The 12,512-nt window shown below is 54.7% G+C and carries 7 protein-coding genes, 1 pseudogene and 1 other annotated feature; of the genes and pseudogenes, 5 read left to right on the top strand and 3 right to left on the bottom strand.

All coding sequences use genetic code 11. The features are described from left to right. Positions 1-69 precede the first annotated feature (69 nt). Positions 70-702 (bottom strand): GNAT family N-acetyltransferase, encoded by a 633-nt coding sequence (locus ACE6ED_RS04160; RefSeq protein WP_410825704.1) that lies wholly within the window; start codon positions 700-702, stop codon positions 70-72. 186 nt (positions 703-888) lie between these two features. On the opposite strand from ACE6ED_RS04160, the gene acsA reads away from it, so the two are divergent. After that, on the top strand, positions 889-2,613 hold the full coding sequence (gene acsA / locus ACE6ED_RS04155) for an acetate--CoA ligase (RefSeq protein WP_410825703.1): 1,725 nt from the start codon (positions 889-891) through the stop codon (positions 2,611-2,613). A 109-nt stretch (positions 2,614-2,722) separates the two neighbouring features. Here acsA and ACE6ED_RS04150 read toward each other — a convergent pair whose 3' ends face one another. Beyond that, positions 2,723-5,902, bottom strand: coding sequence for a transglycosylase domain-containing protein (locus ACE6ED_RS04150; protein WP_410825702.1), 3,180 nt, complete (start codon positions 5,900-5,902; stop codon positions 2,723-2,725). 129 nt (positions 5,903-6,031) lie between these two features. After that, positions 6,032-6,285: a binding site (T-box leader), on the top strand. Positions 6,286-6,349: 64 nt separating this feature from the next. On the opposite strand from ACE6ED_RS04150, the gene tyrS reads away from it, so the two are divergent. Continuing rightward, the gene (gene tyrS / locus ACE6ED_RS04145) at positions 6,350-7,606 is read left to right on the top strand and encodes a tyrosine--tRNA ligase (protein ID WP_410825701.1); all 1,257 of its coding nucleotides are present in this window, start codon (positions 6,350-6,352) and stop codon (positions 7,604-7,606) included. A gap of 394 nt (positions 7,607-8,000) precedes the next feature. Here tyrS and rpsD read toward each other — a convergent pair whose 3' ends face one another. Beyond that, positions 8,001-8,600: a 30S ribosomal protein S4 gene (rpsD, locus tag ACE6ED_RS04140; RefSeq protein WP_410825700.1), complete on the bottom strand. Its 600-nt coding sequence runs from the start codon at positions 8,598-8,600 to the stop codon at positions 8,001-8,003. A 437-nt stretch (positions 8,601-9,037) separates the two neighbouring features. Between rpsD and ACE6ED_RS04135 the strand changes: the two genes are divergently transcribed. The 3 genes and pseudogenes from ACE6ED_RS04135 to ACE6ED_RS04125 form a co-directional block, all read left to right on the top strand. After that, positions 9,038-11,038, top strand: a complete 2,001-nt coding sequence (locus ACE6ED_RS04135) for a diguanylate cyclase domain-containing protein (RefSeq protein ID WP_410825699.1) — start codon at positions 9,038-9,040, stop codon at positions 11,036-11,038. 101 nt (positions 11,039-11,139) lie between these two features. Further along, entirely contained in the window at positions 11,140-11,409 is a 270-nt protein-coding gene (locus ACE6ED_RS04130) for a transposase (protein WP_410825852.1), read from the top strand. A 233-nt stretch (positions 11,410-11,642) separates the two neighbouring features. After that, a pseudogene (locus ACE6ED_RS04125) lies at positions 11,643-11,900 on the top strand (transposase); the annotation flags it as partial. Positions 11,901-12,512: the final 612 nt, after the last annotated feature.

Below are 12,512 nucleotides of genomic sequence, written 5' to 3'. Positions count from 1 at the left end.
GCCATTTGAAAAAATAGAAATCCCCGCGAGCGCAGCAGCGTCAGCGGGGATTTCTTGTACACAGGGCCGTTAATACATAAACCGCTGCCGGAAACGCACCCGGTCAAAGGTTTCAACAGAGGACTGAGGAACTTCGGCTCCAATCCGCACCATCAGACAGTTTGCGGGATGGGAGCAGATTTCAGGATCATCGGTTGCCATCCAGACCATATCCACATTTTTCATCAGATTTTCCATCATCCGCCGATAAGCCCAGACGTCCAGCCCGGTACCCCGAAGATCCCAGTGCCAATAATATTCAGTTGTAAACACAATGCAGTTCTCCAGCTGCCGCTCCGCAAACGCCGTCTGCAGCAGCGCCTTGGCGATTCCATCGCCCCGGTATTCGCCCGCAACTTCGATCGCGCCCAGCTCCACCAGGTCTTCCATCCCGCCCTGCGACCACAGTTCCAGTTCGTCAGGGTAATGGAAGGTCACATAGCCAACGATCAAATCTTCGATAACAGCGGCGATAATCCGGCCTTCAGGGAGGCCGGCAATCGAAATTAATGCGTCATGCTGCTCGGCCGGAGGCCGGAACGCGTCCAGCTCCCGGTGCATCGACAGAGAGGCGAGCCGTTCGGGTGAAAGAGGCCCTTGGACGGTAATTGGGCCGGATGTTCCTTTGATTTGTCTGACGCTCCAGTGCTTGCGATGCTCCACAGGCGCACCACCTTTCGCCTTTATCTTAACAGAAGAGAAAGCACTGAGAAACCATGGAATGCAAGCGCTTCCTATGGTATACTGATTTAGACATAAAAAATTCACAATTATTAGATTGACATTATTGACGCTGATCACACGGAAGATTGTACCGACTATCGTAACGTAAGGGAGGCACAAAGTCCAATGGAACAGGTTCAGCATGAGATTTTACCGCCGCGTTTGGCGGAAGCCAACATGCCCGATTATGCCGCAGCAGCCGCCGGGTTCCGGTGGGAGGATATCGAATGCCAATTTTCCTGGCACAAGACGGGCAAGGTGAATATGGCGTATGAGGCGATCGACCGTCATGTCGAGGAAGGCCGGGGAGCAAAAACCGCTCTGCTGTACAGCGATGCATCGCGAGAAGCATCGTATTCATTCGCCGACCTGAAGGATGCCTCCGACCGGTTTGCCGCCGTACTGCAAAAACATGGCGTGAAGAAAGGCGATCGGGTTTTTATTTTTATGCCCCGCAGCCCCGAGCTGTATATCGCGCTGCTTGGTGTATTAAAAGCGGGAGCCGTGGCCGGGCCGCTGTTCGAAGCGTTTATGGAGACGGCCGTCAAAGACCGCCTGGAAGACAGCGGTGCGGTAATGCTGGTGACCACGCCCGGCCTGCTCGGCAGAGTCAAACGCGATGAGCTTCCGGAGCTGCGGCATATTGTTGTCGTTGGCGGGGAAAGCGAACGTGAAGACGGCTGTCTCGTGTATGAGCGGGAGATGGAAGAAGCCTCACCCGTGCGGGAACCGGAGTGGCTGACGCTGGACGACGGCCTCATTATCCATTACACCTCAGGATCGACCGGCAAGCCCAAAGGCGTGTATCATGTGCAGCGGGCAATGATCCAGCATTATTATACCGGCCGAGTTGTTTTGGATTTGCAGCCGGATGATGTGTATTGGTGCACAGCCGATCCCGGCTGGGTGACGGGGACTTCGTACGGGATTTTTGCGCCTTGGCTGAACGGTGTGACTAATGTCGTGCGCGGCGGCCGGTTCAGCCCTGCAGACTGGTACCGTACAATTGACCGCAACCGGGTGAATGTGTGGTACAGCGCGCCTACGGCATTCCGGATGCTGATGGGGGCGGGCGAGAGCAGTCTGGAGGGCGTCTCGCTGGCCAGTCTCCGCCATGTGTTGTCTGTCGGCGAGCCGCTGAACCCCGAGGTGGTCCGGTGGGGAGCCAGAGTGTACGGCCAGCGGATTCACGATACCTGGTGGATGACCGAAACGGGGGCGATGCTGATCTGCAACTATCCGTCTATGGCAATCAAACCGGGATCGATGGGAAAACCGCTTCCCGGCATTTCCGCCGCGATCATTGACGATAAGGGAAACGTCCTGCCTCCTTACACAATGGGCAATCTGGCGATTCGTACCCCTTGGCCGTCCATGATGCAGCGGATTTGGAACAATCCCGCCAAATACGAGGAATACTTCCGGATTCCGGGCTGGTACGTCTCCGGCGATTCCGCCTATATGGACGACGAGGGGTATTTCTGGTTCCAGGGCCGGATCGACGACGTGATCAATACGGCCGGGGAGCGGGTTGGCCCGTTTGAGGTGGAGAGCAAGCTGGTGGAACATCCTGCAGTAGCGGAAGCTGGTGTCATCGGCAAGCCGGATAGCGTCAGAGGCGAGATCATTAAAGCGTTTATTTCCCTTAGGGAAGGCTATGAAGCAACTGAAGCGCTGAAGCAGGAAATTACCGCTTTTGTCAAAGCGGAGCTGTCGGCGCACGCCGCCCCCCGCGAAATCGAGTTTAAGGAGAAACTGCCAAAGACCCGGTCGGGTAAAATTATGCGGCGGGTGCTGAAAGCGTGGGAACTGCATCTTCCGACAGGCGACCTGTCGACAATTGAAGATTGATCTGTTAAAAATAGTCTGCTTGATCATCATCCAAACTACGCCGCTAATGCAAAAAAACTCCGATACCAACTTGGTATCGGAGTTTTTGTATAGGCAAGCCGGGGCGTCCTCAGCGGCCGCCTGTGTTGGCTTTGGCGCCGTTGCCGTTGGCATTGCCATTGCCGCCTGCGTTGGCTTTAGCGCCGTTGCCGCCGGCATTCCCGCCCGCATTACCTGGCGCAGCGGAGTTGGTGCCTGCGGATGCATTGTCTCCGCCTTGTGCGCTTCCGCCGTTCGTCCCGGCTGCATTCGAGGCAGGTGCACCGGCATCGGTCCCTGCATTGGCTCCGGCATTGCCGCCTGTATTACCGCCTGTATTACCGCCTGTATTACCGCCTGTATTACCGCCGGTATTGGTTCCGTCAGCCGGCGTTCCGGCATTTGTTCCGCCGGCAGACGGGTCAGCCGCTCCTGGATCCACGATGATCATGCCGGGATCTTCGGCAACTGCGTCCGCACCGCCGTCTTGTGTCGGCGATGCCGCTGGCGACGGAGAGCCAGCCGGCGTAGATTCCGGCGTTGCCGTCGGATCCGGTGCTGCCTGGTATTCCGCCGAGGCAGTGCTGGAGGACGTCTCCTGCCCCGCAACGTCGACTGCCGTCACATAAAACGCTGCACCCGCTCCGGCCGGTGTTCCTGTCCGAAAGGTGGTGCCGTCGCCCGCCGAAATGACGTCGACTTTAGCGAAAGAGCCGCCGTTCAGCGAACGGTACAGCCGGTAGCCGATGACATCCGGCGAACCGCTTGGCGAGAAGCGGACAACCGCTTTGCCGCCTTCGTAAGAGACGCTGACGCCGCGCGGCGGCGTAGGAGCGCTGCCGTCGTCCCTGCGCGGATCGACTTTGGTCGGCACATCGGTTTTGGCGTCGCTCGGCAGATAATAGCTGAGCGGTTCATGGTCTTTCATTACTTCAAACGCAGCCAGCAGCTCCTTGATCAGGTCCTGGATCGGCTTCTCGCGCGCGACGACGATTTTCTCTTTCAGGAAATCGTCAGGCGTGCCTTCACGCGGAATATAGTTTACGCCCTGGTAAGTGATATATTTTGCTCTGGAAATCCCGCCGTCGCTGCTCTTCGGCACAAATTTGCTGTTGAACAGGTCGGTGGTGAACTTGTCGGTGAGATCGGTCGGCAGGTTACCGCTGTAGGCGGATACCGTCTTTCTGACGATTCCCTCCGGCTGTTTGAATTCCTTGGTCTTGAACAGATCCGGACGCTGCTCGATCAGCTCGTTCATCACCATGCTCCACAGCTTCTGCGCCTGTTTGCGCTGGTCGCCTACGAGGTAATGGATTTGTTCCTTGTAACCAACCCACACGCCGAGCGTGACATCGGGCGAGTAGCCCATAAACCATACGTCAGCGTAGTTCTGGGTGGAGCCGGTTTTGCCAACGACCGGAACATCGTCAAAATGCTTATACGTCTTGCGGACTTTATCCGCGGTGCCTTCCGTAATGACTGTTCTCAGCATGTCGGTCATTAAATACGCCGTTTGTTGTGAGAATACCCGCTGCGGTTCCTTTTTGTGCTGATACACAATGTTGCCTTCGTAATCCACAATCTTGTCGATCATATACGTCTCGTTAAACGCGCCGCCGTTTGGAATGGCAGCATAGGCGCCAGTCAGCTCCTGAACGGTTACCCCGTATTTCAATCCGCCGATAACGCCGGTCGCATGCGTATAATCGTCGTCCTGGATGGTTGTGATGCCAAGCTTTTTCGTGAAATCCCAGGCCTTCTCGATACCGACTTTTTCGTTAAACAGCTTCAGTGCGGGAATATTCAGTGATTTGTTCAAGGCATACCTTGCGGTAACCAGCCCTTGGTAACGGTTATTGGCGTTCTTCGGGATGTGGTAGCCTTTGCCCCCGTCCTTCAAAATAATCGGAGCATCGTCCACAATGCTGGCCGGCTGGATCATCCCCAGCTCCAGCGCCGGCAAATATGCCGAGATCGGCTTCATGGTCGAGCCGGGCTGGCGCACCATTTGAGTGGCGTAATTCATCTGCTCGAGATTAAAATCCCGGCCTTCGATCATGCCCAAAATCGCTCCGGTTTTGTTGTCGATCAGCATGCCTGCCGTCTGTTCAACACCTTTGGACTTGCTGTCTTTTGTAAAATTGTCGCTGTTTTCGGAAATGCTGTGCATCGCGTTGTACACTTTTTTGTCAATCGTGGTGTACACCCGGTAGCCGCCGGTCATCAGCTGCCGTCTGGCTTCTTCCAGACGCTGCGCGCGGTCGCCTGTTTCTTGTTTCTTCGCGCCGTCGGCGCTTTCATTCAGCTCAAGCAAAATTTCCGATGCCTGGCGCTCCGTCTCCATCATCAAGTAAGGGAAGGTGGCATAGGCTTTTTTGCGGTGCGGCGCGAGCGAACCTTTGATATCGAAGGCCAGCGCCTCATCGTATTGGGCCCCTGTGATTTTGGCTTCCTCCAGCATCCTGCGCAGCACCAGACGCTGCCGGTCCATCGCCCGGTTAAAGGCGTTTTCGTTGAATTCCCCGACCCCGTTAAACGCGGAGTACTTGGACGGCAGCTGGGGAAGACCCGCCAGATAGGCGGCCTGCGCGATATTAAGCTTGCTCAGATCATCCTGGCCAAAAATACCTTTGGCAGCCGCTTTGATCCCAAACAAATTGTATCCGTTCGATCCGTTGCCGAAAGGAACTTTGTTTAAGTAGGCCGTTATAATCTCATTTTTGGACAGGAACCGTTCCAGACGAAGCGATAGTAAGATTTCCTTTACTTTGCGGTCTTCCGTACGGTCTAAGCTTAGAAAAACACGGCGCGCGAGCTGCTGTGTGAGCGTACTGCCGCCGGTTTGCACCGATTCGTTCAGCACTTTCTGCTTGACGGCCCGGAGCGTGCCGCTGACGTCTACGCCCTTGTGCTCGTAGAAATTGTTGTCTTCTATAGCGAGCACCGCGTCAATAATCGTCTGGGGAATATTTTTATACTCGACCAGCCTGCGGTCTTCTTCGGTTCTCAGCTGGCCGATCGGAACGCCGTCACGGAAGTAGGCAAAGCCTGTTACCGCGTTCTGGCTGATCTGCTGCTGAATCATTTGCTCGGACCGTACGGGCTCATCCTTGACTATGGAAGAGACATATCCCGCGACGGCGCCCCCTGCGAACAGCAGGCCCATGACGCCGAAGATAAATGTCCATTTTACGGCGGAACCGAGTTTTTGCAGCCATGATCTCCGGTGGGGACGTTTCGTTGCTTTCTTTTTGCTGGTATCCTCAGCCATCGACGGCAATCCTCCTTTTAACGGAACTATTATAGCATAAATTGGCGCGTTTGAATGCGCTTCGGGCGAAGTCAGAGGGTTTGACTTTTTCAAATCAGGTGTGTTATAACTAAAAACAATTGGATATCGACAAAGGCATTGAAGGACAGAAGTAGAAGGCGGATCAGCGTTTTCAGAGAGTCGGTGGCAGCTGCGAACCGGTAACGCGCCCTTTTGAATTACGGTCCCGAGCCGTCCGGAGGAACGGTCAGCTTTCGCTGAATCCAGTAGTCCGGCACCGGGTGAGCAGCCCGTTATGGCAATGAAGCGAAAGCCGGCAGCGTGCAACTGCAGCGCAGGCTTTAAGTAGGGTGGTACCGCGAGTCTCTTTTCTCGTCCCTTGGGGAGAAAGAGGCTTTTTTTGCGTTTCGAGACAAAGGCAGTGATCATAAGGAGGACAAGAAAGACATGAAATGGGAAGAACTGACACAGGCGCAGCAGCAGGAAGCGGAGCGTCAATTAAGTGTAATCAAACGGGGCGTCGTCGAAATTGTGCCAGAAGAAGAACTGAAGCGTAAAATCATCAAATCGGTCACCACGGGCGTGCCGCTGAATGTGAAGCTCGGGCTGGACCCGTCTGCGCCGGATATCCACGTCGGCCACACGGTCGTCATGCACAAGCTGCGCCAGTTCCAGGAGCTGGGCCATCAGGTGCAGCTCATTATCGGTGACTTTACGGGACGGATCGGCGATCCGACCGGCAAATCGGAGACGCGCAAGCAGCTGACGGAAGAGGACGTAAAACGGAACGCGGAAACGTACAAGAAGCAGCTGAGCAAAATTCTCGATCCGGACAAAACGAAGGTGTTCTACAACTCGGAATGGCTCAGCCCGATGACGTTTGCCGATGTCGTTAACTTGTCGGCCAAAGTAACAGTTGCCCGGATGCTGGAGCGGGATGATTTCACCAAACGGTATCAGGGCGGACTGCCGATCAGCATTCACGAATTTTTTTACCCGCTGATGCAGGGAATGGATTCTGTGGCGCTGAAAAGCGATATTGAGCTGGGCGGCACCGACCAGAAGTTTAACCTGCTGATGGGCCGGACCCTGCAGAAGGAATACGGCGTTGAACCTCAAGTCGCGATTATGACCCCGCTGCTGGAAGGGCTGGATGGCGTCCAGAAGATGAGCAAAAGCCTCGGGAACTACATCGGCATCGATGAAGAGCCTAATGAAATTTACGGCAAATCAATGTCCGTGCCGGACGAGCTGATGCTGAAATACTACGAGCTGGCGACAGACCTCAGCAACGAGGAACTGCAGACGCTAAAAGAAGGAATCGAGCAGGGCACGGTACACCCGCGTGATGCCAAAATGCGTCTCGCCCATACCTTTGTCCGCATGTACCACAGTCAGGAAGCGGCGGATGCGGCGCAGGCCCATTTCGTGACGGTGTTCCAGCAGCGGGCGCTTCCGGACGACATCGAGACGTTTGCGGTTCCCGCGGCTGAGCTGGAGAACGGATCGCTGAAGCTGATCCGTCTGCTGACGCTGCTTGGTTTTGCGGCTTCCAACGGGGAAGCCAAACGCGGCATCCAGCAGGGAGCGGTCAAGCTGAACGAAGCCAAAATCGACGACCCGGCGGCGGACATTACGCCAAAAGACGGCGACATCATCCAGATGGGCAAACGCAAGTTTGCCAAGCTGACGCTAGGGGAATAGACTGCGGTCCGGATAGAACGCAGTACGGTTAGAAGGCAACGGATGAACGCAGTACGGACAGACTGCTGCACGGTACGATAACGTTTCATTCCCTGTTTACGGGGTTGTTGTTCACAGATCCCGGGCTCAGGGGTTGCGGCGCAAACTACCGCATCCGCTGCCTCTTATATTTGCCTCCTATATTATAGAAACAATAGGTGCCTGCTGCGCCTAAACAGCCTGGCAACGGCAAGAAAGCCGCCGTCCTTTCCGCCGCAGAGAACTTCGGTTAGCTGTGGAGGGAGGGCGGCTTTTTGCTGTATGCGGGAATAAGGAATCTGCTGATCAAAAAACATGAAAAAGCCCTCCGGCAAAAACCGGAGGGCTCGATGCTTCCGCAAGTGCGGAAAGCGGATTAACGGTTGTAGAATTCGACGATTTGCTTCTCGTCGATATCCTGGGACAGCTCGGCGCGTTCCGGCAAACGGATGTATTTGCCTTCGAGGGAAGCGTCAGAGAATTCCAGGTAAGCCGGCAGATGCGTACGGTTAGCCAGAGCTTCCTTGATGGAAGACAGGCCGCGGCTTCTTTCGCGAAGACCGATTACGTCGCCGATGCTTACGCGGTACGAAGCGATGTCGACTTTCTTGCCGTTTACTGTTACGTGGCCGTGAGCGACCAATTGGCGCGCGCCAGCGCGGGAATTGGCAAAGCCAAGACGGTAAACCAGGTTGTCCAGGCGGCTTTCAAGCAGGAACATGAAGTTCTCGCCCGCGATACCTTGCTGCTTCTGAGCTTTCTCGAACAGCGTGCGGAATTGCTTCTCGCCCAGACCGTACATGTGGCGCAGCTTTTGCTTCTCGAGCAGCTGCTGACCGTAGTTGCTGATCTTTCTGCGTTGGTTAGCGCCGTGTTGTCCCGGAGGGAACGGACGCTTCAGATCTTTGCCTGTGCCGCTCAGGGAGATGCCCAGACGGCGGCTGAGTTTGAATTTAGGACCGGTGTAACGTGCCATGTTATAGTAGACTCCTTTTTAGATGAAATTTCAGCAGGGCTCTATTTGCGCCGCTTTTCGTATATCGTGATAAGCAATAATGGCATATCACACTGCAGGGAAAGTTCAGCCGCTGCCCCTTCAGTACGAATTGCGTGAGGGTGACACAACGTTACGCCCAATTAAGACTTATACAGTCTTGTTCAACAATAAATATTATATGAATATGGATGGTAAAGTCAAGAACGGATTTTGAAAGAGAAAGTCAAAGATTGTCGTTAGTCCAATAGTCCTAAAATTTTCGCCTAAATCCGGGAAAAATTAGTGCAAAACGGCAGTGAAGCGAGTAAGATATAGTTAAATTGATACAGCAACGGAATTCCGCTGGACAAGCCCGCCCGGGAAGCACCGGGAGCCTGGCCGTCCCAGCGTTGACTGAAAGCAAAGGGGACCTCTTTATGACAAAGCAGGGAGCTTACGGCCATAAAGACGGCCGCCCGTCGAAACCGGCATCCCGCCGGCCGGAAGAAGGCCGCTGGAATGCCGCCGAATGGGTGGCCGAGACGGATATCGTCCGTCATGACTTTCCTTATTTGTCCGGACTGATCTCGGACAGCTACCGCTGCTGGCAGCAGGAGACGGCAAGGACGGGTACGCTGCCGCCTGGCGGAAGCTGCGCGCTCGACCATGAAGGCCGCTGGATCGCCGGCGACGAAGCGGCTGCTGCGGCGCGGGACCGGTACGCGGAGTTGGCCCTGGCAAGCCTTGTGTCCGGCGCTGAAGAAGCGGACTGCCGGGAAGAGGACCGGGCGATATACGCTTATGTCGTCGTCCCGCTTAAGACCCGCTCATCAGGCGAGACATTTGCCTTCCTCGGGCTGAAGCTGTCCGCCGACGTGCTTGCTTCCGCCGGCAGCGCGCTGCCTTTGGCGCTTGGTCTGCATTACCGGTCTGTTTTTTACCGGTCGTTCGAGTTTGGACTGATTAAAGATATGGCGGGCACACATCTGCTGGAGAAACGGGAGCATGACCAGAAGACTATGCTGTTCCAGCTTGTCCGGCGCATGCACGACAATATCGGCGTGGACGAGATTTTGAGCGAAGTGATCGAATGTATGATGGAGCTGTGTCCCGAAGCCAAGCTGGAACTGTTCATCTCCCAGGACCACCGCAGCCGGAACCCGCGTGTCAAGCCGCTGCCGCTCCGCTGGGAGACGCAGGATGTCCGGGCCCGCGCATTTAAGGACGGCCGAGCTACCCTTCAGATTACAACGCAGGAAGACGGACGTGTGATAGAGCTTGGTCTGCCGCTTGCGGGGAAGCAGGGGATTTACGGGGTGTTTCATTTTATAATGGAGCATCCCGAGCTGGGGGAAACGGACATCCGTTTTTTGTCTATGGTCGCCGACACGGCAGGCACTGCGTTTGAGAACGCCAAGCTGCACGAACGGGCAAACCAGCTGATCCGTGAACTGCGCATGAGCAACGAACTGACGCAGCGGCTGAACCAGAGCTTGAAGCTGAAAGATATTTTTCAGTGCGCCTTCGAAGAGTTGATCGATATGTTTCATGCGGATTACTGCTGCATTCTCTACCGCAAAGAAGACTGCTGCGGATTAGAAGCTGTTGCCTGCAATCACCCCGCGCTTGTGGGCGAAACGATTGAGGTTGGCAAAGGTCTCGGCGGAATCGTCTATGCAACGGGAGAATCAATGATTTTATCCGATTATATGGATCAGGTGGAATCCAGCTCCCGTCTGATGAACCTGACCGGCTCGCAGTCGCTGATCGCCACACCGCTTAGCGTAGGCGGCGAGATCAAAGGAGCAATTATGCTGACCCACCGCAACCGGGATTATTTTTCGTATGATAACTACCGCCTGCTGCAGGCGATGGCGGGACAAATCGGCCTTGCGGTGGGCAATGCAGCGCTTCATGCGGAGGTAAGGCGGCTGGCGAACCGGGACAGCCTGACGGGCCTGTATGCCCGGCATTATCTCGACGATGAGATCCATACCAGGCAATCCACCGACTTTTGCGGCTCGCTGATTGTGGTGGATATCGACCAGTTCAAGCTGGTAAACGATACGTATGGGCATCAGCAGGGAGACCGGATTCTCAAGACGGTTAGCGAGATCGTCCGCTCCTCGGTGCGCGGAGGGGACATTGCAGCCCGCTGGGGCGGAGAGGAGCTTGCAGTTTATCTTCCGCAGCTCGGCATCCGGCAGGCGGCACGCATCGCGGAACGCATCCGGGAGAGGGTACAGTTTGAGACCGAGCCTCCTGTCACGGTTTCGTGCGGCATTGCCGAATGGAGCTGGACGGATGAAGGGGTGAGTGTAGAATCACTCTTTTACCGGGCCGATATGGCATTGTACGAGGCAAAAAACGGAGGACGAAACCGAATTGTGGCGGATAGGAACCGGACCGTGAGAGCCGGCACACACCCCATGGCGTAAGCTGTGGGGCTTTTTTTTGCTATTCCATCTAAGGTGTGTACGCAAACTGAAAATCAAGGAAATACTCTGGTAAAATATGAGCTATGAGATGAAGATACGAGATAACAGACCGTGAGCGGCAAGTCGTTCAGATGTTTTTACCGCCAGCCCGAAAATCACAAGGAGGCCGACCACCTAAAGACCGTCGGCAGATGCTAAATGCCATCCTGTGGGTTGCCCACAGCGGATTACCACCGAATGCGATACCGAGGTTTTTCCGGACCCAGAGGACGTTATTTCTGAAATTCTTGGGCTTTTGGGTTGCCTTGCGGACTCCAGATTCGTTTATTCGTACCGAAAACATCCAAACTAAGGATTCTCCGCGTAAATAACTGCATCTGAGTCCGTCACTTTGCCAAAACACGGAATAATCAGCAAATAAGGCATCCTCAGTCCGTACACTTGTACCCCTACTTTCTCTGGCAGCTACAAAAGGCGGGAAACTGGGATGAAATCCTGAAGCGCGTTACCATTGAACCCGATTTTGAGTAGATGATGTTGGAGCCACCATAGTTCAAGTCCATCAGCATGGGGCCGGCGCAAAAGGGGCAAAGCAAGGCAAAGCAAGCAAGCGATTGGACGTTCCCGAAGCGGATTAACGACCAAGATTCATGCCGTGACTGATGCACTGGGGAACCCGCTACGCTTTGAATTCACACCTGGACAGGCACACGATTCCGTGATGGGTTACGAAACGCTTTCAGCTCTGGATCTACAGAACCATCAAGTGTTGGCAGATTGGGCTTACGATAAGGATGCCATTGTTACCTTGCTCAAGGAGCAAGATGCAACTCCCGTCATTTCGAGCAAGCAAAACCGTTGAAAGAAATGAGCCTATGACAAGGATACTTATAAAGAACGGATTTAATCGAATGCTTTTTTAACAAAATGAAAAATTATCGGCGCTTGGCAACCCGCTATGACAAGACAGCGAGTATGTTCAGGGCTTTTTTGGCGTTGATTTCAATGAGGATATGGCTTAAATAGCTTTGCGTACAGGCCCTAATTGACTGAGCTAGCGAGTGCCAGCCCCGACTCACCTGCATGTCTCCAATTCTGTCGATGAACCTATGAAGGACAGGAAAGCGGGCTGGCGCGGAGGCAATTTGGAGCTGCAGAAGCGCAGCTTGCCTTTATTTCGGGTTCGACGTTCTATACAGACCGAACTGAAGAAATACAGGATGGCGGGGATGACACGGAGGCAATTTGGAGATGGAGGAGCGAACGCGTTTGCCTTTATTTTCGGAGTTCATCCGCTAACTGTGTCTACTAATCAAGAACTCCGAAAATAACAGCAACCGGAAGTCCCAAATTCGCCGCAGCGGCAGCTCCGCTCCACCTGTATATCAGTCGATGAGCCACGATCGACAGGAAAGCGGGACGGACTAGAAAGTTCAGCGAATCCCGAATAACCTCTCATTGGCGCGGAGACGCT

This window comes from Paenibacillus nanchangensis, from assembly GCF_046543445.1.
GTDB classification, from domain to species: Bacteria; Bacillota; Bacilli; order Paenibacillales; family Paenibacillaceae; genus Paenibacillus_AQ; species Paenibacillus_AQ nanchangensis.
Note: the sequence above shows the minus strand (reverse complement) of the source record. Positions and strands in the feature narration are given on the sequence as shown.

Coding starts and splice junctions, on each gene's coding strand:
- acsA (WP_410825703.1), top strand. CDS start 889: ATGGAACAGGTTCAGCATGAGATTTTACCGCCGCGTTTGGCGGAAGCC.
- ACE6ED_RS04150 (WP_410825702.1), bottom strand. CDS start 5,902: ATGGCTGAGGATACCAGCAAAAAGAAAGCAACGAAACGTCCCCACCGG.
- tyrS (WP_410825701.1), top strand. CDS start 6,350: ATGAAATGGGAAGAACTGACACAGGCGCAGCAGCAGGAAGCGGAGCGT.
- rpsD (WP_410825700.1), bottom strand. CDS start 8,600: ATGGCACGTTACACCGGTCCTAAATTCAAACTCAGCCGCCGTCTGGGC.
- ACE6ED_RS04135 (WP_410825699.1), top strand. CDS start 9,038: ATGACAAAGCAGGGAGCTTACGGCCATAAAGACGGCCGCCCGTCGAAA.